General features: G+C 74.4%; 21 protein-coding genes and 1 pseudogene. 16 read left to right on the plus strand and 6 right to left on the minus strand.

Going from position 1 to position 23,578, the window contains the following annotated elements; genetic code table 11:
• Nucleotides 1-77: 77 nt before the first annotated feature.
• Entirely contained in the window at nt 78-2,240 is a 2,163-nt protein-coding gene (locus FSW04_RS12725) for an MMPL family transporter (protein ID WP_146919779.1), read from the minus strand.
• A gap of 324 nt (nt 2,241-2,564) precedes the next feature.
• Between FSW04_RS12725 and FSW04_RS12730 the strand changes: the two genes are divergently transcribed.
• The 4 genes from FSW04_RS12730 to FSW04_RS12745 are packed head-to-tail and all read left to right on the plus strand — an operon-like array spanning nt 2,565 to nt 5,915.
• Complete coding sequence (locus FSW04_RS12730) at nt 2,565-3,017, plus strand: DUF4396 domain-containing protein (RefSeq protein WP_146919781.1); 453 nt, start codon at nt 2,565-2,567, stop codon at nt 3,015-3,017.
• Between the two features lie 31 nt (nt 3,018-3,048).
• Nucleotides 3,049-4,050, plus strand: a complete 1,002-nt coding sequence (locus FSW04_RS12735) for a lysylphosphatidylglycerol synthase domain-containing protein (protein ID WP_146919783.1) — start codon at nt 3,049-3,051, stop codon at nt 4,048-4,050.
• Nucleotides 4,051-4,093: 43 nt separating this feature from the next.
• On the plus strand, nt 4,094-4,642 hold the full coding sequence (locus FSW04_RS12740; protein ID WP_187368731.1) for an RNA polymerase sigma factor: 549 nt from the start codon (nt 4,094-4,096) through the stop codon (nt 4,640-4,642).
• Nucleotides 4,635-5,915, plus strand: coding sequence for a hypothetical protein (locus tag FSW04_RS12745; RefSeq protein ID WP_146919787.1), 1,281 nt, complete (start codon nt 4,635-4,637; stop codon nt 5,913-5,915). The genes FSW04_RS12740 and FSW04_RS12745 overlap by 8 nt, the downstream gene beginning before the upstream one ends.
• A gap of 8 nt (nt 5,916-5,923) precedes the next feature.
• On the opposite strand, the gene FSW04_RS12750 is transcribed toward FSW04_RS12745, so the two are convergent.
• Complete coding sequence (locus tag FSW04_RS12750; RefSeq protein ID WP_146919789.1) at nt 5,924-6,916, minus strand: acrylyl-CoA reductase family protein; 993 nt, start codon at nt 6,914-6,916, stop codon at nt 5,924-5,926.
• Between the two features lie 109 nt (nt 6,917-7,025).
• Here FSW04_RS12750 and FSW04_RS12755 point away from each other — a divergent pair, with 109 nt between their 5' ends.
• The gene (locus FSW04_RS12755; RefSeq protein ID WP_146919791.1) at nt 7,026-7,901 is read left to right on the plus strand and encodes an SDR family NAD(P)-dependent oxidoreductase; all 876 of its coding nucleotides are present in this window, start codon (nt 7,026-7,028) and stop codon (nt 7,899-7,901) included.
• An 8-nt stretch (nt 7,902-7,909) separates the two neighbouring features.
• Here FSW04_RS12755 and FSW04_RS27855 read toward each other — a convergent pair whose 3' ends face one another.
• Together FSW04_RS27855 and FSW04_RS28490 are read right to left on the minus strand one after the other, a co-directional pair.
• Entirely contained in the window at nt 7,910-8,335 is a 426-nt protein-coding gene (locus tag FSW04_RS27855) for a YhjD/YihY/BrkB family envelope integrity protein (protein WP_407652934.1), read from the minus strand.
• 124 nt (nt 8,336-8,459) lie between these two features.
• Nucleotides 8,460-8,921 (minus strand): annotated as a pseudogene (locus FSW04_RS28490) (YhjD/YihY/BrkB family envelope integrity protein); the annotation flags it as partial.
• Between the two features lie 176 nt (nt 8,922-9,097).
• Here FSW04_RS28490 and FSW04_RS12765 point away from each other — a divergent pair.
• Genes FSW04_RS12765 through FSW04_RS12775 form a run of 3 tightly spaced genes read left to right on the plus strand, consistent with a single transcriptional unit; the run spans nt 9,098 to nt 12,308 of the window.
• The gene (locus FSW04_RS12765; protein ID WP_146919793.1) at nt 9,098-10,480 is read left to right on the plus strand and encodes a dihydroorotase; all 1,383 of its coding nucleotides are present in this window, start codon (nt 9,098-9,100) and stop codon (nt 10,478-10,480) included.
• Nucleotides 10,477-11,361 (plus strand): isocitrate lyase/PEP mutase family protein, encoded by an 885-nt coding sequence (locus FSW04_RS12770; RefSeq protein ID WP_146919795.1) that lies wholly within the window; start codon nt 10,477-10,479, stop codon nt 11,359-11,361. Before FSW04_RS12765 ends, FSW04_RS12770 begins: the two co-directional genes overlap by 4 nt.
• Nucleotides 11,358-12,308: a cyclase family protein gene (locus FSW04_RS12775; RefSeq protein WP_187368732.1), complete on the plus strand. Its 951-nt coding sequence runs from the start codon at nt 11,358-11,360 to the stop codon at nt 12,306-12,308. Before FSW04_RS12770 ends, FSW04_RS12775 begins: the two co-directional genes overlap by 4 nt.
• 12 nt (nt 12,309-12,320) lie before the next feature.
• On the opposite strand, the gene FSW04_RS12780 is transcribed toward FSW04_RS12775, so the two are convergent.
• Both FSW04_RS12780 and FSW04_RS12785 read right to left on the minus strand, forming a co-directional pair.
• The gene (locus tag FSW04_RS12780) at nt 12,321-12,815 is read right to left on the minus strand and encodes a metallophosphoesterase family protein (RefSeq protein WP_146919800.1); all 495 of its coding nucleotides are present in this window, start codon (nt 12,813-12,815) and stop codon (nt 12,321-12,323) included.
• A gap of 23 nt (nt 12,816-12,838) precedes the next feature.
• Nucleotides 12,839-13,675, minus strand: coding sequence for a coniferyl-alcohol dehydrogenase (locus tag FSW04_RS12785; protein ID WP_187368733.1), 837 nt, complete (start codon nt 13,673-13,675; stop codon nt 12,839-12,841).
• 34 nt (nt 13,676-13,709) lie between these two features.
• Between FSW04_RS12785 and FSW04_RS12790 the strand changes: the two genes are divergently transcribed.
• From FSW04_RS12790 to FSW04_RS12825, 8 genes are all read left to right on the plus strand, one after another.
• Nucleotides 13,710-14,465, plus strand: a complete 756-nt coding sequence (locus FSW04_RS12790) for a metallophosphoesterase family protein (protein WP_187368734.1) — start codon at nt 13,710-13,712, stop codon at nt 14,463-14,465.
• Nucleotides 14,466-14,670: 205 nt separating this feature from the next.
• Nucleotides 14,671-15,435, plus strand: a complete 765-nt coding sequence (locus tag FSW04_RS12795) for a FadR/GntR family transcriptional regulator (RefSeq protein ID WP_146919806.1) — start codon at nt 14,671-14,673, stop codon at nt 15,433-15,435.
• A complete protein-coding gene (locus FSW04_RS12800; RefSeq protein WP_146919808.1) occupies nt 15,432-17,468 on the plus strand; it encodes a hydantoinase/oxoprolinase family protein in 2,037 nt (678 codons plus the stop codon). The genes FSW04_RS12795 and FSW04_RS12800 overlap by 4 nt, the downstream gene beginning before the upstream one ends.
• A complete protein-coding gene (locus tag FSW04_RS12805) occupies nt 17,465-19,264 on the plus strand; it encodes a hydantoinase B/oxoprolinase family protein (RefSeq protein ID WP_146919810.1) in 1,800 nt (599 codons plus the stop codon). Before FSW04_RS12800 ends, FSW04_RS12805 begins: the two co-directional genes overlap by 4 nt.
• Nucleotides 19,261-20,454: an acyl-CoA dehydrogenase family protein gene (locus FSW04_RS12810; protein ID WP_187368735.1), complete on the plus strand. Its 1,194-nt coding sequence runs from the start codon at nt 19,261-19,263 to the stop codon at nt 20,452-20,454. Before FSW04_RS12805 ends, FSW04_RS12810 begins: the two co-directional genes overlap by 4 nt.
• A 4-nt stretch (nt 20,455-20,458) precedes the next feature.
• Nucleotides 20,459-21,232: an enoyl-CoA hydratase/isomerase family protein gene (locus FSW04_RS12815; protein WP_146919812.1), complete on the plus strand. Its 774-nt coding sequence runs from the start codon at nt 20,459-20,461 to the stop codon at nt 21,230-21,232.
• 2 nt (nt 21,233-21,234) lie between these two features.
• A complete protein-coding gene (locus FSW04_RS12820; RefSeq protein WP_187368736.1) occupies nt 21,235-22,437 on the plus strand; it encodes a CaiB/BaiF CoA transferase family protein in 1,203 nt (400 codons plus the stop codon).
• Nucleotides 22,438-23,562 (plus strand): thiolase family protein, encoded by a 1,125-nt coding sequence (locus tag FSW04_RS12825; protein ID WP_146919814.1) that lies wholly within the window; start codon nt 22,438-22,440, stop codon nt 23,560-23,562. It abuts the gene before it with no gap.
• Nucleotides 23,563-23,578: the final 16 nt, after the last annotated feature.

The raw sequence follows: 23,578 nt of genomic DNA on the forward strand, positions 1-23,578 counted from the left end.
ATGCGTGCCGATCCGCTGCGGGGAACTACGGCGCGGGCGGTCCGGGCCCACGGCTCAGGCGACGGAGCGGGCCCAGGTCAGTGGCCGAACGTGACGTCGGGCAGGATGCGGTCCAGCCAGCGGGGCAGGTACCAGGCCTTGGTGCCGGTGAGGCGCAGGAGGATCGGCACGAGCAGCAGCCGGACCAGCAGCGCATCGAGCAGGACGGCGACGCCGAGGATGATGCCCATCTCCTTGGGCGGCAGCGGGCCGGAGAGGGCGAAGGTGAAGAAGACGGCGACCATGACGGCGCCGGCGGCGAAGATCACGCGCCCGGAGTGCGCCAGGCCGCCGACCATGGCGTCCTTGGCGTCGCCGGTGCGGTCCCAGTGCTCCTTGGCGCTGGAGAGCAGGAACACGGTGTAGTCCATGCTGATCGCGAAGATCATCGCGAAGAAGAACACGGGTCCCCAGGCGTCGAGGAAGCCCTGGGGCTCGAAGCCCAGCAGGCTGGAGGCGTGGCCCTCCTGGAAGATGAGCTTGGCGATGCCGAAGGCGGCGCCGGTGGCCAGCAGGTTGGTCAGCACGCCGATGGCGGCGATGAGCGGGGCCTGCAGGGCGACCAGCAGCAGCAGGAAGCCGAGGCCGAGCACGACGCCGATGACGAGCGGGGTCTTGGCCGACAGCTCGGTCTCGAGGTCGTGGTTCTCGGCGGGGGCGCCGCCGACCATCGTGCCGGCGGGCAGCGTGGCGCGCAGGCGGTCGATCGCCGTGCCCAGCTGCTTGGAGGAGGGGTCGACCTTGGGGACGGCCTGCAGGAGGACGACCTGTCCGGAGGCGCCGGGCCGGGGCGGGGTGACCTGGGCGATGGAGGGGTCGGCGGCCAGCAGCGCGCGGACGCGAGCGGCGTCGGCGGCCGGGGCGGTGACCTGCAGGGCGCCGGGGGCGCCGATGCCGAACGCCTGCTGGACGAGCAGGTAGCCCTGTCGGCTGGTGTCGGTCTTGGGCACCACCTTGATGGAGGGCATGCCGGTGCTCAGCGAGAAGACCGGGATGGCCAGCGCGCCGAGCACGGCGACGGTGCCCAGGCCCAGGGCCCAGGGGCGCCGCCAGAGGTATTCGCCCCACGCGGCGAACCGCGCCGAGCGGTGCTCGCCGTGGTGGACCCATGGGAGGGAGAGGTTGTCGACCTTGGTGCCCAGCCTGCCCAGCACGGCGGGCAGCAGGGTCAACGTGGCGGCCAGGATGAAGAGGACCGAGAGCATGATGCCGACGGCCATCGAGCGGAAGGCGGGGCTGTCGACGAGCATGACGGCGGTCAGCGAGATCAGCACGGTGACGCCGCTGAACAGCACGGCCTTGCCGGCGGTGTCCATGGTCTCGGTCACGGCGTCGACGCGGTTCTCGTGTTGGCCGAAGAGCGCGCCGCGGAAGCGCATGACGATGAACAGGGCGTAGTCGATGCCCAGCGCCAGCGCGAACATCAGCGCGAAGTTCATCGCCCAGATCGAGATGGGCGAGACCTTGGTCAGCAGGAACAGCGAGCCGGCCGAGGCCACGAGGCCGAGGATGGTCAGCAGCAGCGGCAGGCCGGCGGCGACCATCGAGCCGAAGGCCAGGACGAGGATGCCCATCGTCACCGGCCAGGAGAACATCTCCGAGCGCATCATCGCGCTGCGGTTGGCCTCGTTGAAGTCCGACCACATGCCCGAGGCGCCGGTCAGCGCGACCTGGACGTCCTTGGTGCCCAGGGCGGTGACGGGGGCCTTGAGGTCGTCGGCGGCGCGGACCATGGTGTTGGCGTCGGCCCTGGCGCCGGCCATGACGATGGCGGTGTGGCCGTCGGCGCTGATCGTCTGCCCGGCGACCGGCAGCGACACCGACGCCACGCGGCCGTCGCCCTTGAGCCTGGCCGCGACCTGGCCGATCGTGCGCTGGAAGGCGGGCGAGGCCGCCGTCTGGGCGGGGCTGTGGACCACGACCATCAGGCCCGTGCTGTTGAGCCCGGCGAACTCCCGCTTGACCAGATCGCGGACCTGCACCGACTCCGAGCCGTTGGCCTGCCAGCCCGCGCCCGACAGGGCCTTCTCGACCCGCGGCGCGAAGGCCCCGAGCGCCACGGCCACGACGGCCCAGGCGATGAAGACCATCCGCGTGTGGGTGGCCGCGTAGCGGCCCAGCCGGCCGATCGGGCCTGACGGGCGGTCGGCCGGCGCCGGGGCGGATGTCGTCGTCTGGGCCCTGGGGGCGGTGGTGCTCATCAGCGTCTCTCCGAGAGGGTCAATCGGTTCAGCCTGGTGGAGCGCGGGGGCGGGCGCATCGGGGGCGACTACGGGCGGTGGCTGGGGAAAGTGCGCCGCCGCGGCCGAGGGCTCGGCCGGCTGGCTCTGGAGGCCGCCACAGACCAGCTCGTACAGCGTCGCCGACGAGGGCGTCCAGCCCGGTAGCGGGAGCTCGGACCCTCCTTGCGCCGCGCGACGATGCCGGCCTGCAGCAGGTCCGGAGGGTGACCCTCCACGCGCAACGTATCAACTCCACAACCGTGAAGCGGTGATAGTTATACTCCAGGGGGGTATCATGGGCTCATGCACGCCCATGGCTCGGAGCTCACCCGCACGGCGGTCGCCGCGACCCTGCACTGCCTGACGGGCTGCGCGATCGGCGAGGTCCTGGGGCTCGTGCTGGCCACGGCCTTCGGCTGGGGCAACGGCCTGTCGATCGCCGCCTCGGTGCTGCTGGCCTTCGTGTTCGGCTACGCGCTGACGATGGTGCCGCTGCTGCGGGCCGGGCTCGGCCCGCGCCGCGCGCTGCCGCTGGCGCTCGCATCCGACACGTTCTCCATCGCCACGATGGAGCTGCTGGACTCCCTGACCGTGCTGGCCATCCCGGGGGCGATGGCCGCCGGGCTCGGCGACCCGCTGTTCTGGGGGTCGCTGGCCGGTGCGTTGTTCATCGCCTTCTGGGCGGCGGTGCCCGTCAACCGGTGGCTCATCGCCCGCGGCCGCGGCCACGCCGTCGTGCACCGGCTCCACCACTGACCGCCGCGCACCGGGAGTACGCTCGCGCCTCGTGCGCGTCTGGCTGCGGGGCCATCCGTTCATCATGTCGGTGCTGGCGACGGCGATCGCCTCGGCGGGCGCGCTGCTCATCGCCCACGTCACCGGCGCCGACGCGGTCGGCCGCGCGTTCGAGGAGGTCGAGCCTGGGTGGATCGGCCTCATCGCCGTCGCCGAGGCGTGCACCTATCCCGCGTACGCGATCGCCTACCGGTCCGTGGCGCGGACGCTCGGCCACGCGCCGCTCGGCCTGCCGATGGTCGGTCGCGTGGTCGCCGCCGGCTTCGGCCCGTTCCACGTCACGGGCGGGTTCGGGATCGACAAGCAGGCGCTGCACGCGTGGCACGAGGACGAGCGCAGCGCCCGCGTGCTCGTGCTCGGCCTCGGGATGCTGGAGTGGGCGATCCTGGCGCCGACGGCGGCGGTCACCGCCATCGCGCTCCTGGCCCAGCGCGCCGACATGCTGCCCTCGCTGCTGTGGCCCTGGGCCGTCGCGGTCCCGCTCGGCCTCGGCGCCGCGCTGTGGGCCAGCGCGCCCGGGCGCCGCCGGCGGCTCGCGCGCATCCGCGGCCAGCGCCGCCGGTGGCTGGCCGACCTGCTCGACGGCGCGGGCGTCCTGCACACGCTGGTGACCCGGCCGCGCACCTACGCCGCGGCCTGGCTGGGCACGGCCGCCTACTGGCTGGCCGACATCGTGGCCTTCTACGCGGCGTGCCGCACGTTCGGCCTGGACCTCGGACCCGGCAAGGTCATCATCGCCTACGCCACCGGCTACGCGGCGACCCGCCGGTCGCTGCCGCTCGCCGGCGCCGGGGTCACCGAGGTCCTCATGACCTACTCGCTGTACTGGGTGCGCCAGCCGCTGGCCCCCGCGCTGGCGGCCGTCGTCGCCTACCGCGCGTTCAACTTCCTGCTGGCCACGGTGCCCGCGCTGCTGGCGCGCCGCCACGTCGAGCCGCTGCTGGAGGCCTCCGACGAGCTGCGCCGGACCGAGCGCCGCCGGCGCCGCCGGTGACGACGGCGGTCACAGATCGCCCCCGGACGCCATGGACGTCCGGATGGACCAGCCGGACGACCGAGAGCTGCTCGTGGTCGCGCGCGCCGACCCGGCGGCGTTCGCCTGCTTCTACCGCCGCCACGTCCACGGCATCCAGCGCTGGTTCGCCCGGCGCGGGGTGGGCGCCGAGACCGCATTCGACCTGACCGCCGAGACGTTCGCCCGCGCGCTGCGCGGGCTGGACCGCTACGAGCCCGGGCCGTCGCCCGGGGTCGCCTGGCTCTACGGCATCGCGCGCAACCTGTGGCGCGACGCCGCCCGCCGCGGGCGGGTGGAGGACACCGCGCGCCGGGCGCTGGCGATGGAGCCGATCGTGCTCGACGACGACGCGGTGGCCTGGCTCGTGGCCGACGGCGGCACGCCCGCCCTCGACGCGCTGGACCTGCTGCCGCCCGAGCAGCGCGACGCGATCGTCGCCCGGCACGTGCAGGAGGACGACTACCCCGAGATCGCCCGCCGGATGGGATGCTCGGAGAGCGTCGTGCGCCAGCGCGTCAGCCGCGGCCTGCGGACCCTGCGCGACCGGCTGGAGGACTGCGCGGATGTCTGAGCATCCCCTCGACACGCTCGAGCGCCGGCTCATGGCCGCGGCCGAGCGCCAGGTCGCCGCGCGGCGCGATCGCCGCACGCCGCGACGCGGGCGGATCCCGCGCTCGCGCCGTGCGCTCGCGCTCGTCGCCGCGCTCACCAGCCTGCTCGTCGGCGGGGGCGCGTGGGCGGCCACGTCGCTGCTGTCGGTCGGCTCGCCCGTGCCCGCCCCCTACCGGTTCGGCGCCCCCGCGCCCGGCAGGGGCCTCGGGCTGCCGGTGCCCGGCACGGTGCACCTGCTGACCACGACGGTCGCCGACCCCGCCGGCGGGCTGCCGTGGGGGCTGCGCAGCTTCGCGACGAGCCGCGGCTTCACCTGCGTGCAGGTCGGCCGGGTCCTGCAGGGCCGGATCGGCCTGCTGGGCACCCAGGGCGCCTTCGGCGGCGACGGGCGGTTCCACGAGCTGCGGGTGGGCGTCATCGCCGACGGCACGACGTGCGTCCCGCACGACGGTGCCGGGCAGGGGTTCCTGGGGGTCCACCTCGGCGCGGTGCCCGCGGGCGGCGCGGGCCCGTCGAAGTGCATCATCTACCAGTCGGGTCGGCAGACCTGCCCGGACCGCGACCTGCGCAGCCTGGACTACGGCCTGCTGGGGCCGCGGGCCACGCGGGTCACCTACCGCACGGCCACGGGGACACGGACCGTCCGGGCGCTGGGCCCGGGCGGCGGCTACCTCGTCGTCGGCCCGCGCGCGCCGACGCGGGAGATCCGCACGAAGCGGGGCAGCCTGAGCTCGGACATGTACCTCGCGACGCTCACGCCTGACTCCTCCGTGATCGCCCGTGTGGACTACGGCGCGGGGGAGAGCTGCCGCGTCGTGCCGACGCTGGGCCTGCGCGGCGCCTGCGCCGACCCGCCGGGGTTCGTGCCCGTCGCCCAGCCTGCGGTCGGCGCGGTGCGCACGCCGATCGCCGCTCGCGTGGTGGACCGCCGGGTCATGCGCGTCCGGTTCACGGCGCGCGTCGCCGTGGTCGACGCGACCAGCGCCTACACCATCATGGTGTACCCGCCGGCCTCGTGCGCGCCCCAGGGGGCGATCGGGACCGAGGTGGAGCACGACGTCGCCGCGGGCGGGCGCGTGATCAAGGACGTCCCGATGCCGTGCCGGCGCCCTGGCACCTACCGCGTCGTCGTCAGCTACCGCACGCAGGCGCGCCATCCGCGCGTCGGCACGAGGCCGTCGCTGCAGGACCCGGGCAAGCGCGTCGGGACCCTCGCCGTCCGGCTGGGCTGACGCCGGCCTCAGCCCACCGCCACCACCGCGCGCCCCACGTGCTCGGACGCCAGGAGCGCGTCCATCGTCGCCGGGACCTCCTCGAGCGCGATCTCGTGGGCCAGCGCCCCGAGGTCGGCCGGGCGCAGGTCGCCGGCCATCCGGTCCCACACGGCTCGGCGGGGGCCCATCGGGGTGTCGACGGAGTTGATGCCCAGCAGGCCGACGCCGCGCAGGATGAAGGGCAACACGGTGGTCTTGACCGCGAAGCCGCCGGCCATGCCGCTGGCGGCGACCGCGCCGCCGTAGCGCACGGCGGGCAGCAGTCCCGCGAGCACGTCGCCGCCGACGCAGTCGACCACGCCGGCCCAGCGCTGGCGCGCCAGCGGCTTGCCGCTCGGGGCGATCTCCTCGCGGCCGATCACCTCGGCGGCGCCGAGCTCCAGGAGCCGGGCGTGCTCGGCGGTCTTGCCCGTGCACGCCGTGACCTCGCACCCCAGGCGCGCGAGCATCGCCACCGCGCACATGCCCACGCCGCCCGTGGCGCCGGTCACCAGGACCGGACCCCCGCCGGCGCGCAGCCCGTGGTGCTGGAGCGCGTCGATCGACGCCGCGGCCGTCCAGCCCGCCGTGCCGAGGACCATCGCGTCGCGAGGGGTCAGGCCGGCGGGCACCGGCAGGGCCCAGGCGGACGGGACGCGAGCGTACTCAGCGTACCCGCCGTGGCGGGCGGTGCCGAGGCCGTAGCCGTGCACGACGATCGCGTCGCCGGGTGCGAACGCGGCGTCGGCGCTCTCGACGACCTCACCCGCGAGGTCGATGCCGGGCACGAGCACGTCGATCTCGGCGACCCCGCCGGTCGCCGACGCCGCGAGGGCGTCCTTGTAGTTGACCCCCGACCACCCGACGCGGACGAGCAGCTCGCCCGCGGGCAGGTCGTCGAGCGTCAGCGTCCGCATCTCGCGCCGGTCCCGTCCATCCTGGGGCGCCGAGACCAGCGCGCGGAACTCCGTGACGTGCATCGGGCCAACCAACCAGATCCGGTGGCCGGCCACAACCGCGCCGCCGCCGCGCCGGCCCGACGACCTAGACTCCGCCGCGCCGGGCGGCGGGGCCGCCCGGCCTGGGCACATGGGACCGGACGAGGAGCGGGGCGTGGGCAACGGCGGGCAGGCACAGGCGTCCTCGGGACGGGTCGTCGTCGTCACCGGCGCGGCGCGCGCCGGCGGCATCGGGCGGGCCAGCGCCGAGGCGCTGGCCCGCGCGGGCTGGCGGGTCGTGCTCTCCGACCACCCGAGCGCCCAGCACGCCGGCACCGCGCCCGAGGGCGCGCCCGACCTGCGCGCCGCCGTGCAGCACGTCGGCGCGATCACCGAGGCCTCCGGCCACGTCGCCGACGTCGCCGACCCGGCACAGGTCGAGGCCCTGGCCGACCATGCGCTCGAGCGCTTCGGGCGCCTGGACGGCTGGATCAACAACGCCGGGCTCAACGCGGGCGTGCGGCCGCTCGTCGACGTCACCGACGAGGAGTGGGACCTCAACCTGTCGGTCATGGCGACAGGCACCTTCTACGGCTCGCGCGCCGCGGCCCGGCGCATGATCGACGCGGGCACGGGGTGGGGGCGGATCGTGAACATGTCCTCCCAGGCCGGCAAGACCGGCATGCCGCTGCTGTCGGCCTACTGCGCGGCGAAGTTCGCGATCATCGGCATCACCCAGGCGCTGTCGGGCGAGCTGGGCCGCCACGGGATCACGGTCAACGCCGTGTGCCCGGGCACCGTCGACACGCCGCTGCTGGAGCTGCCGGGCGGCATCGTGCCGACGTTCAGCGCCCAGGCCGGTCTCAGCGGCGAGGAGTACCGGGCGCGGCTGACCCGCCACATCCCGCTCGGGCGCTTCGTGCGCGCCGAGGAGATCGCCGCCACCGTCGCGTTCCTCTGCTCCGACGCCGCCGATGCCATCACGGGCGAGGCCGTCAACGTCACGGGCGGCCAGGAGGTCCACTGACCCGGCCCTCAGCGGTTCTCCTCGCGGGCCACGCGCGGCCCGGGGTCGCCCGCACGCACCGCCTCGAGCTGGGCGGCGAGCGCGAGACCGAGCAGCAGCGCGACCGACGTCGCGAACGTCCACAGCAGCACGCCGATCGTCCCCGCCAGCGGTCCGTAGGTCGCGCCGAACGAGCCCGTCAGCTCGACGTAGGCCTTCAGCACCCCCATGAACGCCAGCCACAGGACGACCGCGACGGCGCCGCCGACGGCCAGCCACGACGGCTCGGGCTGACGCCGGCGCGGCGCGCGCTCGAACAGCAGCGCGACCGCGACCACCACGAGGGCGAGCCCGGCCGGCCAGCGCAGGATCGCCCACGCCACGTCGGCGCCACCGCCCCAGCCGGCGCCGTCGCGGACCGCCGCGCCGCCGACGAGCAGCACGACCGACGTCATCGCGGCCGCCCCGGCCGTCAGCGCCAGCGCCAGCGCGTTGAGGTACTTGCGCGCGAACGGCCGGGGCCGCCCCGGCCGTCAGCGCCAGCGCCAGCGCGTTGAGGTACTTGCGCGCGAACGGCCGGTCGCGCTCGGTGCCGTAGATGCGGTTGGCGGCCCGCTCGACCTGGGCCATCGCCGTCGTCCCCGCGACGACCGCGGCGACGAACCCGGCCAGCACCGCGGTCTCGCCGGAGTCCCGGCGCGCGCCCTCCTCGCCCTGGTGCAGCGCCTGCGTGAGCAGGTCCCCGACCGCGCCCGGCGCCACGTCGGCGATCGTGCCCGACACCACGCGGCTGACGCCCTTCTGGTCCAGCGCCGCCGCCGCGCCGATGAGCGCGATGAGGGCCGGCAGGATCGTCAGCGTGGTCTGGAAGGCCAGCGCGCGGGCGTGGCTGAAGCCGTCCGCCGCGCGGAAACGGGCGATCGCGTCGAGCACCAGCCGGCGGCGCCCGACCCGCCGCAGGGTCTCGATGGCCTCGTCGCCCTCCAGCTCCTCGTCGCGGGTCACGGGCACCGATCGCGCGGTCGTCATGGCCTGGGGCATGCCCACCGCGGGCCCGCACCAGCCTCGGCACGAACCCCACCCTGAGCGGCCGGAGGCCCAGGACGTCGCCGAGGCGATCGCGTTCGTCGTCACCGGCCCGGGCCGCGTCGCGTCGCCGTCGACGAGGTCCTCGTCCGGCCCCCCGAGCAGCAGCGGTGAGGCGGTAGGATCGGCCGATGAGCGGGGGAGATCTGCTGCTGGTCAACGCCCGGCTCGTGTTCGCCGAGGGCGAGGAGGTCCACGGCGGGCTGACCTGCCGCGACGGGGTCATCACGACGGTCTTCGCCGGCGACCCCCCGCCGGGGTCCTTCGACGGCGAGGTCCTGGACGCCGGCGGCCGGCCCGTCCTGCCCGGGCTCATCGATCCGCACGTCCAGCTCTACCCGGCCGACGACTACGCCCACTACGCGACGGAGACCGGCTCGGCCGCGCTGGGCGGCGTGACGACGATCATCAAGATGCACCGCGACCTCGAGGGCTACCCCGACGACGCGTTCGCGGCCGAGGTCGCCGGGGCCGAGCGCCGCGCGCACGTGGACTTCTGCTTCCACGTCGCGGTGATGACCGACGCGCAGATCGCCGCGATCGGGCACTACGCCGAGGCGCTGGAGGTCTCGTCGTTCAAGCTGTTCATGGCCTACAAGGGCGAGGAGGGCCGGCGCATCGGCATCCAGGGCGTCGACGACGGGCAGCTGCACGACGCGTTCCGGGCGGTCGCGGCCGCCGGCGGCGTGGCGCTCGTGCACTGCGAGAACCAGGACCTCGCCCAGCGCGCGCTGGACGCCGTGCGCGCCGCCGGCGAGGACGGGCTGCGCGCGTTCGAGCGCAGCCGCCCGGCGATCGTCGAGGCCGAGGCGGTGCGCCGGGCGGCCTTCCTGGCCGCCGAGGCCGGCTGCGAGCTCTACGTCGTGCACGTGACCTCGCGCCACAGCCTCGGTCACCTGGCCGCGCTGAAGGCGGGGGGTGCGCGGCTGCACCTGGAGACCGAGCCGCACTACCTCACCGAGACGGCCGACACGCCCGCGGGCACGCTGGCCAAGGTCATCCCGCCGATCCGCGAGCAGGCCGACGCCGACGCGCTCTGGGACGCGCTGGCCTCCGGCGCGCTGGACACGATCGGCTCCGACCACGTCGCGGCGACCCGCGCGCGCAAGAAGGGCAGCGTGTGGGACGCCCAGCTCGCGTTCCCCGGCATCGCGACGATCCTGCCCGTCCTGCTGTCGGAGGGCGTGCACCGGCGCGGGCTGCCGCTCAGCCGCATCGCGTCGGTCACCAGCACCGCGCCCGCGCGCATCTTCGGCCTGCGGGCCAAGGGCGAGCTGCGTCCCGGCCGCGACGCCGACCTCGTCGTCGTCGACCTCGACGCGGTGCGCACCGTCGACGCCGCCGACCTGGGCTCGACCTCGGACTTCTCGATCTACGAGGGCCGCGAGCTGCGCGGGTGGCCGGTGGCGACCGTCAGCCGCGGGCGCGTGGTCATGCGCGACGGCGAGCTCACGGGGCCGGAGGGCTGGGGGCGCTTCGTGCGCCGGCCGGCCCGGACGGGGGCGGCGGCATGAGCGGCGCGCTGCTGCGCGCCGCGCTGGCCGGCCCGCGCTGCGCGATGGCCATCGGCGCGCACGACCCCGTCGTCGCCATGCTGGCCCACGAGGCCGGCGCGCCGGTCGTCTACGTCAGCGGCTCGGGGTCGGCGGCCGTCGTGGGCGGGATGGCCGACGTCGGGCTCATCTCGTTCACCGAGATGCTCGAGCACGCGCGGCATATCGTCGCCGCGACGCCGCTGCCGACGCTGTGCGACATCGACACGGGCTTCGGCAACGAGACCAACGTCCGCCGCACGATCGCGGAGTACGAGGCCATCGGCGCCGCGGGCGTGCACCTCGAGGACCAGCTCTTCCCCAAGCGCTGCGGCCAGACGGAGGGCACCGCGCTCATCGGCGTGGCCGAGATGCAGCGCAAGATCGCCGCGGCCAAGGAGGCCCAGACCGACCCGGGCTTCGTCCTGGTCGTCCGCACCGACGCGCGCCAGACCGAGGGCGTCGACGGCGTCGTGAAGCGCTGCCGGGCCTACGTGGAGGGCGGCGCCGACGCGCTGTTCCCCGAGGCGCTGCTCAGCCCCGAGGAGTTCGTGCGCGTGCGCGCCGAGCTCGACGTCCCGCTCGTCATCGACCTGCCGGAGTGGGGGCGCACGCCGGCGACGTCGCTCGACGAGCTCGAGGGCTACGGCTGGAACCTGGGGATCTACGCGCTGTCGGCGATGCGGGTCGCCCACCACGCCGCCCGCGAGTTCATGGCGTCGCTCGTGCGCGAGCGCACCCAGGCGGGTTGGCTGGATCGCATGGTCACGCGCGACGAGCTGGCCGACCTCGTCGGGCTCACCGCGCTGCGCGCCGACGAGGAGCGCCTGCGCCGGCGCTTCCCCGACGCCGGGGAGCCGTGAGCCGGCCGCGGTTCGACGAGCTGCCCGTCCGGCCCGGCGCGCCCGCGCGATCGTCGTGGGGCGTCTTCGGCGACGACGACCAGGTCGGCACGCTGAACTTCATCGAGCCCCGGCACGCGCGCGCGGCCGCCGCCCTGGTCCGCGACGGCGACGTGCACCCGCTCAACTGGGACCTCACGCTGCCGGCGCCGGGCTTCTTCGGCCGCCACCCGCCGAGCCACACGTTGTTCTCCAAGTTCGACGGCAACGTCGTCGACGACCGGCTCGACGGGTTCTACCCGCAGGGCTCTTCGCAGTGGGACGGGCTGCGCCACTTCGCGGCGGCCGGCCACGGCTTCTACAACGGCGCGACGCTCGAGGAGGTCACCACGCCGGGGCCCGGCCCGCTGGGGATGGAGCACTGGGCGCGGCGGGGGATCGCCGCGCGGGCGGTCCTGCTCGACGTCGCGGGCGCCCTGGCCCGCGAGGGCGCGGCGCCCGACCCGTTCGACCGCTTCGTCATCGACGCCCCGCTGCTGGAGCGCGTCGCCGCCGCCCAGGGCGTGGAGCTGCGCGAGGGCGACGTCCTGCTCGTGCGCACGGGCTGGGTGGAGGCCTACGCCGCGCTCGGCGACGACGCGCGCGCGGCGCTGGCCGCCGCCGGGCGGCCCGGCAGCCCGGGCCTGTACGGCGACACGATCCCGCGCTTCCTGTGGGACCACGGCATCGCGGCGGTCGCGGCCGACAACCCGGCGCTGGAGGCCGCCGCCCCGGGCGACGGCGCCGACCTCAGCCTGCACGAGGCGCTCATCGGCCGGCTCGGGATGCCGCTCGGCGAGCTCTGGGCGCTGGCCGGCCTGGCACAGGCGTGCGCGGCGGACGGCCGCTACGAGATGTTCCTGACCAGCGCGCCGATGCACCTGCCCGGCGCCTCCGGGACGCCGGCCAACGCGATCGCCGTCCGGTGACGGCACCGGCGCTCAGCCCAGCGCGATCAGCGTGAAGGCCGGCGGCCCGCCGTCGACCGTCGCGGTGCCCATCGTGTGCTGCGGCTGGCGGCGGCGGTCGGTCGGGCTGCCGGGGTTGAAGATCTGGAACGCGCCGTCGGCGGAGGTCTCGTGCAGCGGGATGTGGCTGTGGCCGAAGACCACGGCGTCGCAGTCGCCGAACGCGCGGCGCAGTCGCTCCAGGCGCCCGGCCGCCGGGCCCGCGTCGTGGACCATCCCGATGCGGGCACCGCCGGCCGCCACGACGCGGCGCTCCGGCAGCCGGGCCAGGACGCCGGCGTCGTCGACGTTGCCGTGTACGGCGGCCACGGGCGGCCCCAGCGCCTCGAGCGCGTCGAGCACCTCGGCGCGCATGAGGTCGCCGGCGTGCAGGATGAGGTCGGCGGCCCGCAGCCGCGCCACGCAGGCCTCGGGCAGCACGCGCGCACCACGCGGCAGGTGGGTGTCGGAGATGATCGCCAGCTCCATCGGCGCCGGCGCGGGCGGGGCGGTCAGCGGCCCGCGCCGGGCCGGGCGAGCTGCCGCGTCTGGGCCGCCGCGGCGAAGCCGCCGTCGACGTTGAGCAGCGCGCCGGTCACGTAGGAGGCCAGGTCGCTGGCCAGGAAGACGATCGCGTCGGCCTGCTGCTGGGGCGTGGCCGGGACGCCCGCGACGCTGGAGATGCGCTCGATGACCTCGGCGCCGCTGTGGGCGATGAACGCCTCGGACATCGGCGTCGTCGTATTGCCGGGGCAGACGGCGTTCATGCGGATCCCCGGCTCGACGAGCTGGGGCGCGCGGCGCAGGGTGTACAGGTTGAGCGCCATCTTGGACCAGACGTAGGGGTCGCCGAGGTCCGGGTGGCCGTCGATCCAGTCCAGGGCGTCGTCCATCGTCGGCGTGTCGAGCAGCTCGCCGAGCGTCTCGGCGTGCTTGGACCAGGGCAGCCCGGCGATGGAGCTGATGTTCACGATCGCCGCGCCGCGCGGCATGCCCGGGACGAGGGACTCGGTGAGGTGGCGCAGCCCCGCGAGGTTGCAGGCCAGCACGTCGCGGTAGCCGGCGGTCTGGGGCATCCCGGCCGCGTTGACCAGGACGTCGACGCCGTCGCCGATCCGCGCGACGGCGGCGTCGATCGAGGCTGGGTCGCGCAGGTCGGCGATGTGGGCCCGCACGCCGCCGGGCACGTCGTCGCGGACGTCGACGACCTCCACATCGGCGCCGAGCTCGCGCAGCGTCGCCACGGCGGCCGCGCCCATGCCCGAGGCCCCGCCCGTGACGACGGCGCGCCGCCCGGTGAAGTTCAGTTGGTCCAGCCACATGGCAGCCTCGCGATCGGGGGAGGGCACCGCCTTTGCGCAACCATACGGTTGCGTTATTCTCGTGCGGGTGGACATCCTCGCGCTGTACGACATCCATGGCAACGTCGACGCGCTGACGGCGGTGCTCGCCGATCCCCGGACCGCGGGCCCCGACGCCGTCGTCGTCGGCGGCGACGCCGTCCCCGGCCCGTTCGCCGCGCAGGCGCTCGAGCGGCTCGACGCGCTCGGGCCGCCCGTGCACTGGGTACGCGGCAACGGCGAGCGCGAGGTCGGCGCCGCGGTCGGCGCCCCGGCCCCGGATCCCGGCGACGCCGTCGCGGTCACCGCCGCGCTGTCGGCCGCCGCGGTCGGCGACGAGCGCGCCCGTGCGCTCGGGGCCCTGCCGCTCACCGCCGTGCTCGACGGCGTGCGCTTCTGCCACGCCAGCCCGCGGCGCGACGACGAGCTGCTGACCCCGCTGTCGCCGCCGGCGCGCTGGGCGCAGGCGCTGGAGGGCGTCACGGAGGAGGCCCTGGTCGTGGCGGGGCACACCCACCGCCAGGATGACCGCCGTGTCGGCGCCGTGCGCTTCGTCAACGCGGGCAGCGTCGGCCTGCCCTACGAGGGCGACGGCGCGGCCCGCTGGCTGTGGATCGCCGACGGCACGCCGCATCTGCGCCGCACGGCCTACGACGCCGCCGGCGCCGGCGCGCGGATGCTCGAGGCCGGCTGGCCCGACGAGGACAGCGTCCGCGCCGCGCTCGTCGCTCCCCTGCCCGCCGACGAGATCACCCGGCTCTTCGAGGAGCAGGCGCGGGGTAGGGCCCGGGGCGTCTGATCGGCCCGACGACGGATGAGACGCCCGGCGTCTGGGCGTGGGTCGGATCGGGTGTCATCTGGACGCTCGCACCGACCCAGAGCCCCGCGGTCGCCGGCACGTCCCCGACGCGGGCACGACCTGCCCCGGACCCTCGCTGGCGGTTCCGCGAGTGGTCAGGAGCCGATCTTGACACGTTTGGTCCAATCTTTGTACCGTCGTTGCCATGGGTCGGGTCCCCCACGTCGAGGTGCAGCGCGTACGCGTCCCGAAGGCCTCCGACGTGTTCGCCGCCGAGCTGCGCGGCCGCATCCTGGACGGCGACCTCGAGCCCGGGGTCGCGCTGCCCAACGAGCGCGCGCTGGCCGAGGCTGCCGGGCTCAGCCGCACCGTCGTGCGCGAGGCCCTGCGCATCCTGGAGATCGAGGGGCTCGTCGTCACGCGGCCCGGGCGCGGCGGCGGGACCGTCGTCGACCGCCCCGACCCCCAGTCGCTGACGCGCTCGGTCGACATCTTCATCCGTGGCCGCGGCGTGCGCTTCCGCGAGCTGCTCGAGGCCCGCGAGCAGATCGAGCCGGCCTGCGCCGAGCTCGCCGCGCGCCACCGCACCGACGACGACCTGCGCGCGCTGGACGCCGCGACGGAGGCCGTGCGCGCGGTCGCCGCCGAGGTCCCGGCCTTCCTGACCGCCAACGCCGCGTGGCACGTGACGGTCGCGCGCATCAGCCACAACGAGCTGCTGGCCTCGTTCATGCGCGCCCTGTCGGACGCCGTCCGCGCGGCCACCGACATCGCCGACTTCAACTCCGACGAGGTCCGCGCCGGTGCGCTGCGCGCCCACGATCGGGTCGCGCGCGCGATCCGCGACGGCGACGGCGGCGCCGCCCGAGCGGCGATGGCCCACCACGTGGGCGCCTATCGCGAGCAGGTACTGAAGTACCCCGTGCCCGAGGAGCTCGGGCTCGAGCACGAGAGGGAGGAACGCCAGTGAGCACGCTCGTCGGCATCGACGTCGGAGGCACCTTCACCGACCTGTTCCAGGTCGACGAGGAGGGCACGCCCCGCATCCTGAAGGTCCCCTCCACGCCGGAGGACCCGTCGATCGGCGTCATGAACGCCCTGACCGAGGCCGGGGCCTCCGGCGCGGAGCTCACGCAGTTCCTGCACGGCACGACCATCGCCACCAACGCGCTCATCGAGCGCCGCGGCGCCGCCTGCGCGCTCATCACCACGCGCGGCTTCCGCGACGTGCTCGAGCTCGGCCGCCGCGACCGCCCGCACATCTACGGCCTGACCGGCAAGCACGTCCCACTCATCGCCCGCGACATGCGCTGGGAGGTCGACGAGCGCCTGGACCACGAGGGGCGCGTCCTGACCCCGCTGGACGAGGACCAGGTCCGCGCGCTGGCGCTGGAGCTGCGCGACGAGGGCCTGGAGACCGTCGTCGTCGCGTTCATCCACTCCTACCGCAACGCCGCCCACGAGGACCGCGCCCGCGAGATCCTGCTCGAGGTCCAGCCCGACTGGCACGTCGTGACCTCGTCCTCGGTGCTGCGCGAGTACTACGAGTTCGAGCGCACGAGCACCGCGGTCGTGCAGGGCTACCTCGAGCCGCTCGTCTCCCGCTACGCCGACCACCTCGTCACGCGCCTGGCGGACTGGGGCTTCACGCGCGACGCGCTCATCATGCAGTCCAACGGCGGGCTCATCCCGGCCGCGCGGGCCGGCGAGCGCGCGAGCCACATGATCCGCTCGGGCCCCGCCGCCGGCGTCATCGCGGCGGTCAGCGTCGCAGCCGACGCCGGCTTCGACCGCGTGATCACCGGCGACATGGGCGGCACGAGCTTCGACGTGTCCATCAGCCTCGACGGCCGGCCGTCTGAGGCCGAGACGACGCTGCTGGACTTCCGGCTGCCCGTGCGGGTGCCGATGCTCGACGTCCGCACGATCGGCGCCGGCGGCGGCTCGATCGCCTGGATCGACCGCGGCGGCATCCTGCAGGTCGGCCCGCGCAGCGCCGGGTCGGTTCCCGGCCCGGTCGCGTTCGGCCGCGGCGGGACCGAGCCGACGGTCAGCGACGCCAACGTCGTGCTCGGCCGCATCAACGCCGAGGCGCCGATCGGTGCCGACGGCCGCGGACGCCTGGATCTGGAGGGCGCCCGGCGCGCGCTGGCCATGCTCGGCGCCGAGTTCGGGATGGACGCCGAGGAGGCCGCCGACGCGGTGCTCACCGTCGTCAACACCCGCATGGCCGGCGAGATCCGGCTCATGACCGTCGAGCAGGGCCACGACCCGCGGGAGTTCGCGCTCGTGGCCTTCGGCGGGGCGGGGCCGCTGCACGGCGCCGCGCTGCTGCGCGAGATGGAGATCGGCACGATGCTGCTGCCGGCCTTCCCCGGCGTGCTGTGCGCCATGGGCTGCACGGTGGCCGACATGCGCCACGACCTCTCCGAGACGATCGAGCGCGTGCTGCCCGCCGACGGCACACCCGGCCCCGACCGGCTGGACACCGAGGAGCTCGCAGCCGTCCTGCGCGCCCAGCGCGCCCACGGCGAGGACCAGCTGCGCCGCGACGACGTCGACTTCGAGGAGGTCGAGATCCGTCACTTCGCCGACATGGCCTACCAGGGCCAGGTCCACCGGCTGCGCGTGCCGGTCCAGGCCGGCTGGGACGCCGAGCAGCTGCGCGCCGCGTTCGTGGCCCAGTACCAGGCCGAGTACGGCACCGAGCTCGGCGCGCTGTCGGTCGTCGTGGTCAACGCCCGCACCGCGGTCGTCGGGCGCCGCGCGCCGCTGCGCACGCCCGCCGGCGCATCGAGCTCGACCACGCCGCAGCCCCGCGAGCACCGGCGCGTGCGCTTCGACGACTGGCACGAGACGCCGATCTACGCCCGGGCCGACCTCGCGCCGGGCGCCGAGCTGCAGGGCCCGCTCATCGTCGAGCAGGCCGACACGACCGCGGTGATCGAACCGGGCATGACCGTCCGCGTCGACGCCGCCTCCAACCTGGTGGTGACGCGATGAGCATCGACCCGATCACGCTGTCGGTCGTCCGCAGCAGCCTCGAGCAGATCTGCGACGAGATGGACCTGCTGCTCATCCGCTCGGCGATGTCGCCGATCATCTCCGAGACCAACGACTGCGCGCACGGCATCTACGACCCCCACACGGGCGAGACGATCGCCCAGGGGCGGCTCGGCCTGCCGGTCTTCCTGGCCAACATGCAGTTCGCGGTGCAGTCGACGATCGCCGAGGCCCGGGCCACGGGCGGCTTCCGCCCCGGCGACGTGTGGATCCTCAACGACGTCTACCGCGGCGGCACGCACCTCAACGACGTCAACCTGGTCACGCCCGTCTTCGTCGGCGACGAGCTGTTCGCGCTGATCGCCAGCACGGGCCACTGGATGGACATCGGCGGCTCGGCGCCCGGCGGCTGGAACCCCGAGGCCCAGGACATCCACCAGGAGGGCGTGTTCATCCCGGCCGTGCGGCTCTACGACGAGGGCCGCCGCAACGACGCGCTCGTGTCGATGATCCTCGCCAACCTGCGCCTCCCGCGCGAGATCCTCGGGGACCTCACGGCGATGGCCAGCGCCGTGCGCACCGGCCAGGACCGCCTCGGCCACGTCATCGACCACCATGGCCGCGACGTCGTCCGCGACTGCCTGACCGAGCTCATCGACCGCTCCGAGCGCCAGATGCGCTCCTACATCTCCGACATCCCCGACGGCACCTACACGTACGTCGACAGCCTCGACAACGATGGCATCGTCGACGAGCCGATGAGGATCCAGGTCGAGATCGTCATCGCCGGCAGCGACATGACGATCGACTTCGCCGGCACGTCGCCGGCGGCGCGCGGGCCGCTGAACCTCGCGCGCAACTCGACGATCTCCATGTGCTACGTCGCGCTGAAGCACATCTTCCCCGACGTGCCCATCAACGGCGGGACGTTCCGGCCCGCGAGGGTGCTCGTGCCCGACGGCACGGTGACCTCGGCCGAGTACCCGTCGCCGGTCAGCGGCTACCTCGAGGTCGCCGGCCGCGTGCTCGACGTGATGTTCGGGGCCCTGGCGCCGGCGATCCCCGACCTCGTGCCCGCCGCGCCGTTCGGCACCACCGGCGTGGTGACCGTGGGCGGCGTGCACCCCGAGCGCGGGACGTACTACGTCGGCGTCTTCCCCTACCCCGGCGGCTACGGCGCCACCGCGGAGGGCGACGGCCTGGTGCACGGCAACACGCCGCAGTCCATGGCCAACTTCGTCGCCCTGGAGGCCTCCGAGCACCGCTACCCGGTCCGCTTCGACTGGTTCGCCCTGCGCGAGGACTCCGGCGGCGGCGGGCGTCACCGCGGCGGCGACGGCACGACCTACCGCATCCGGGCGCTGGCCGACTGCGTCGTCTCCGTCCTGGGCGACCGCGCCGACGAGGCGCCGTTCGGGCTGCACGGCGGTACGCACGGCGCCCCCAACAGCGTGGAGCTGACGACGGGCGGGGAGACGTGGCGCCCGCCCATGCGCACCAAGCTGGCCAAGCAGGAGCTGACCGCCGGCGACGCGGTGACCGTCGCCTCGCCGGGCGGCGGCGGCTTCGGCGACCCGCTCGAGCGCGAGCTCGAGGCGGTCCAGAACGACCTCAACCTGGGCTACATCGCCCTCATGACGGCGCAGGACGTCTACGGCGTCGTCGTGGCGAAGACCACCAAGATCGCCGGGCGGACCCGGTACGACCTCGATCCGCAGGGCACCGCGGAGCGGCGCGCGGAGCTGCGCCGTCAGCCGGCGCTCGCCGCGGACACCTCGACCATGGAGCAGACATGAGCGACACCCAGACGCGCGGCGCGATCCCCGAGGGCACGTGGGAGCTGCCGCATGAGCTGCAGCTGCTCGGCCAGACCGTGGCCGACTTCGTGCGCAAGGAGATCCTGCCCGAGGAGGCCAAGCTCGACACCGAGGCCTACAAGCTGCCCCCGGACGTGCTGGCGCGCGTGCAGGCCGACGCCAAGGCGGCGGGCCTGTGGTGCGTGCAGACGCCCGAGGAGCACGGCGGCGCGGGCCTGAGCCTGCTGGCGCAGTGCGTGGTGGCCGAGGAGGCCGCCAAGTGCCGGATGGGCGCCTACGTGCCCGCGGGCGCGGCGTTCGGCTGGGATCCGCCCAACGTGATCTTCAAGGGCACCCAGGACCAGATCGACCGCTACGCCAACCCCGACGTGCTCGGCGAGAAGACCTACGTCGCGATCAGCGAGCCCAACGGCGGCGCCGATCCGGGCCGCTCGATCCAGTCGACGGCCAAGCGCGACGGCGACCACTACATCCTCAACGGCCAGAAGACCTGGATCACCGGCGGCGACGCGTCGCGCTGGGGCGTGGTGTTCGCCCGCACCGGCGGCCCGGGGCGCAAGGGGATCAGCTGCTTCGTGGTCGAGCCGGAGTGGGAGGGCGTGACGGTCGAGACGATCCCGGTCATCCGGCCGCTGTCGCCGGTGGAGATGTTCTTCGACAACGTCAAGGTGCCGGTCGAGAACCTGCTGGGCGAGGAGGGCCGCGGGTTCGAGCTGGCCGAGAGCTGGCTCGTCCACGGGCGCGTGCCCTACGCGGCGGGGACCATCGGCGTCGCGCAGGCCGCGCTGCAGATGGCCATCGACTACTCCAAGGAGCGCTCGACGTTCGGCAAGCGCCTGGCCCAGCGCCAGGCCATCCAGTGGATGCTGGCCGACTCCGACATCGAGCTGCGCGCCGCGCGGCTGCTGACCTACCAGGCGGCCTGGAAGGCCGACGCGGGCAAGAACTACAAGCTGGAGGCCTCCATCGCCAAGGTCTACGCCACCGAGACGGCCGGGCGCGTCGTGGACCGCGCGATGCAGGTGCTCGGCGGCATGGGCGTGGCCAAGGAGCTCCCGCTGGAGCGCTGGTACCGCGAGATGCGCATCAAGCGCATCGGCGAGGGCCCGTCGGAGATCCACCGCATGGTCATCGCGCGCGAGCTCCTCGGCGCCGCGGCCAAGGACTGAGACGGTGGGCGTCGAGTTCGAGGTCGACGAGGGCGTCGCGCTCATCACGATCAACCGCCCCGAGCGGATGAACGCGATGGACGCCGACGCCTACCAGGCGCTGTCGGAGGCGTGGAAGCGGGTGCGCGACGACGGTGCGATCCGCGCCGCGGTCATCACGGGTGCCGGCGACCGTGCGTTCAGCACGGGCGCCGACATCAAGAGCTTCCTCACGGCGCCGTCCGATCTGTCGGAGTTCTGGCTGACCCAGAAGGACCAGCTGCTCAACCGTGGCCTGGAGGTCTTCAAGCCCATCATCGCCGCCGTCAACGGCTACTGCCTGGGCGGCGGGATGACGCTGCTGCTGGCCACCGACATCCGCGTCGCGGCCGAGCACGCCTCCTTCGGGCTGTCGGAGGTCAAGCGCGGCGTCATCGCCGGCAACGGCGGCACCCAGCGGGTCATGGGCCAACTGCCCCACGCCGTCGGCATGGAGCTGCTGCTCACCGGCGACCGCATCGACGCGGCCACCGCCGAGCGTTGGGGCCTGGTCAACAAGGTCGTGCCGATGGAGGGCCTGCTCGACGCCGCGATGGAGTACGCCCAGCGCATCGTCGTCAACGCCCCGCTGGCCGTCCAGGCGGCCAAGGAGCTGGCGCTGCGCTCGCGCGACATGGGCCTCGACGAGGGCCTGCGGCTCGAGCAGACGATGAACCGCCTGCTCATGGTCACCGAGGACGCCAAGGAGGGCCCCGCGGCCTTCGCCGAGAAGCGCGCCCCGCAGTTCAAGGGGCGCTAGGCGTGGGCGAGGGAAGGCACCCGCTGGAGGGCATCGTCGTCCTCGACCTCGGCCAGATCTACAACGCGCCCTACGCGACGCTGCTGCTGGCACTGGGCGGCGCCCACGTCATCAAGGTCGAGCCCAAGCACGGCGAGAACCTGCGCGGCCGCACCCAGGGCGCCGGGGCGGGCGCGCCGTTCGTGATGCTCAACTCCAACAAGCAGGGCATCACGATCGACCTGCGCACCGACCGCGGCCGCGAGCTGCTGCTGCAGCTCGCCGACCGCGCCGACGTGCTCGTCGAGAACTTCCGTCCCGGCGTGATGGAGAAGCTCGGCGCCGGCCCCGACGTCGTGCGCGCGCGCAACCCGCGGATCATCTACGGCTCGGGCTCGGGCTTCGGGCACTCCGGGCCCTACCGCGACTTCGCCGCGATGGACCTCACGATCCAGGCCATGGCCGGGATCATGAGCGTGACGGGCTTCCCCGACCGCCCGCCGGTCAAGGCCGGCCCGGCGGTCGCGGACTTCTTCGGCGGCATCCACCTCTACGGCGCGATCGTCACCGCGCTGTTCGACCGCGAGCGCACGGGGGAGGGGCGCACGGTCGAGGCCTCGATGTTCGAGTCGGTCTACCCGTCGCTCATGTCGAGCCTGGGGCTCTTCTTCGGTGCGGGGCAGGGGGAGTCGCCGATGCGCACGGGCAACCGGCACGCCGGGCTGGCCGAGGCGCCCTACAACGTCTACCCGGCCGCCGACGGGCACGTCGCGATCATCTGCGTCAGCGACGCGCACTGGCGCGGGCTGGCCGGGCTGCTCGGCCGCCCCGAGCTCGCCGACCATCCCGACTACGCGACCCGCCGCGCGCGCGTGGAGCGCATCGACGAGGTCGACGAGCTGGTCGGCGCCTTCACGTCCCGGCACGACCGCGACCCGCTGTGCGCGCTGCTGCGCGAGCACCGCGTCCCGTGCGCGCCCGTGCGCGAGCTCGGCGAGGTCGTCGCCGACGAGCACCTGCACGCCCGCGGCATGCTCCAGGAGATCGAGCATCCCGAGCTCGGGACGGTCACCGTCCCGCACACCCCGCTGCGCTACGACGGCGAGGAGCGCACGCCGCTGGTCCTCGCGCCGGGGCTGGGCGAGCACAACGAGGCGGTCCTCTTGGACTGGCTCGGGCTGGACCCCGCGGAGTACGCATCCCTCGTCGAGCAGGAGGTCATCTAGATGCGCGGCAAGGCCGTCATCGCCGGATTCGGGCACACCGCCCACGGGAAGCTGCCCGGGCGCACGCCGCTCTCGATGACCGTCGAGGCGGTCGCGGGCGCACTGGCCGACGCCCAGGTCGAGAAGGACGCCGTCGACGCCGTCTTCGTCAAGTACCCCACCTCGGGATTCCAGACGATGTTCGGCCAGACCGTCGCCGAAGCCCTGGGGCTGCAGCCGCGCATCGGCGGCGTCTGGGACCAGGGCGGTGCGACGAACATCAGCATGATCTCGTTCGCCGCGATGGCCATCGAGCACGGCCAGTGCGAGGTGGCGCTCGTCACGACCGCCGACAACCCGCGCACGGGGACCCGGCAGGCCTACGAGCGCGGATGGGGCGACGATGCCGTCTACGGCTGGTTCGGGACGCCCGCCGGCTACGCGATGATCGCCCAGCGCCACATGGCCGAGTACGGGACCACTCACGAGCAGCTCGGCGCGATCGCCGTCGCCTGCCGCAAGCACGGGGCGGCCAACCCCGCCGCGCACCTGCGCAAGCCGCTGACCATGGACGAGTACATGGACGCGGCGTGGGTCGTCGAGCCGCTGCGCCGCGACGACTGCTGCCTGATCTCCGACGGTGGCGCGGCCGTCGTGGTCATGAGCGCCGAGCGCGCCGCGCAGCTCGGCGTGCCCGACCCCGTGCCGATCCTCGGCTTCGGGCAGGGCCAGACCTCCTACGAGGTCCCGCTGCGCCCCACGCTGACCGAGACGCAGGCGGCGATCTCCGCCCGGACCGCGTTCGCGATGGCCGGCATCGGCCCCGCCGACGTCGACGTCGCGCAGATCTACGACTGCTTCACCCCGACCGTCCTGCTGGCCCTGGAGGACTACGGGTTCTGCAGGAAGGGCCAGGGCGGCAGCTTCGTGGAGGACGGGGCGCTGGAGGTCGGCGGCGCGCTGCCGCTGAACACGAGCGGCGGGCTGCTGTCGGAGACCGGCATGCCGGGCATGCAGCTCGTCATCGAGGGCGTGCGGCAGATCCGCGGCACGTCGACGACGCAGGTCCCCGACGCCGGGATCTGCGTGGTGGCCAACCAGGGAGGCATCATGCACACCCACTCGACGCTGGTGCTGGGCCGATGAGGTCGAACGGAGCCGG

The organism is Baekduia soli, from assembly GCF_007970665.1.
Taxonomy (GTDB): Bacteria; Actinomycetota; Thermoleophilia; order Solirubrobacterales; family Solirubrobacteraceae; genus Baekduia; species Baekduia soli.

What these genes read in the sequence shown, in the direction of transcription:
- FSW04_RS12725 (WP_146919779.1), bottom strand. Translation starts at nt 2,240, where the DNA reads ATGAGCACCACCGCCCCCAGGGCCCAGACGACGACATCCGCCCCGGCG.
- FSW04_RS12730 (WP_146919781.1), top strand. Translation starts at nt 2,565, where the DNA reads ATGCACGCCCATGGCTCGGAGCTCACCCGCACGGCGGTCGCCGCGACC.
- FSW04_RS12740 (WP_187368731.1), top strand. Translation starts at nt 4,094, where the DNA reads ATGGACCAGCCGGACGACCGAGAGCTGCTCGTGGTCGCGCGCGCCGAC.
- FSW04_RS12745 (WP_146919787.1), top strand. Translation starts at nt 4,635, where the DNA reads ATGTCTGAGCATCCCCTCGACACGCTCGAGCGCCGGCTCATGGCCGCG.
- FSW04_RS12750 (WP_146919789.1), bottom strand. Translation starts at nt 6,916, where the DNA reads ATGCACGTCACGGAGTTCCGCGCGCTGGTCTCGGCGCCCCAGGATGGA.
- FSW04_RS12755 (WP_146919791.1), top strand. Translation starts at nt 7,026, where the DNA reads ATGGGACCGGACGAGGAGCGGGGCGTGGGCAACGGCGGGCAGGCACAG.
- FSW04_RS27855 (WP_407652934.1), bottom strand. Translation starts at nt 8,335, where the DNA reads ATGACGTCGGTCGTGCTGCTCGTCGGCGGCGCGGCGGTCCGCGACGGC.
- FSW04_RS12765 (WP_146919793.1), top strand. Translation starts at nt 9,098, where the DNA reads ATGAGCGGGGGAGATCTGCTGCTGGTCAACGCCCGGCTCGTGTTCGCC.
- FSW04_RS12770 (WP_146919795.1), top strand. Translation starts at nt 10,477, where the DNA reads ATGAGCGGCGCGCTGCTGCGCGCCGCGCTGGCCGGCCCGCGCTGCGCG.
- FSW04_RS12780 (WP_146919800.1), bottom strand. Translation starts at nt 12,815, where the DNA reads ATGGAGCTGGCGATCATCTCCGACACCCACCTGCCGCGTGGTGCGCGC.
- FSW04_RS12795 (WP_146919806.1), top strand. Translation starts at nt 14,671, where the DNA reads ATGGGTCGGGTCCCCCACGTCGAGGTGCAGCGCGTACGCGTCCCGAAG.
- FSW04_RS12805 (WP_146919810.1), top strand. Translation starts at nt 17,465, where the DNA reads ATGAGCATCGACCCGATCACGCTGTCGGTCGTCCGCAGCAGCCTCGAG.
- FSW04_RS12810 (WP_187368735.1), top strand. Translation starts at nt 19,261, where the DNA reads ATGAGCGACACCCAGACGCGCGGCGCGATCCCCGAGGGCACGTGGGAG.
- FSW04_RS12825 (WP_146919814.1), top strand. Translation starts at nt 22,438, where the DNA reads ATGCGCGGCAAGGCCGTCATCGCCGGATTCGGGCACACCGCCCACGGG.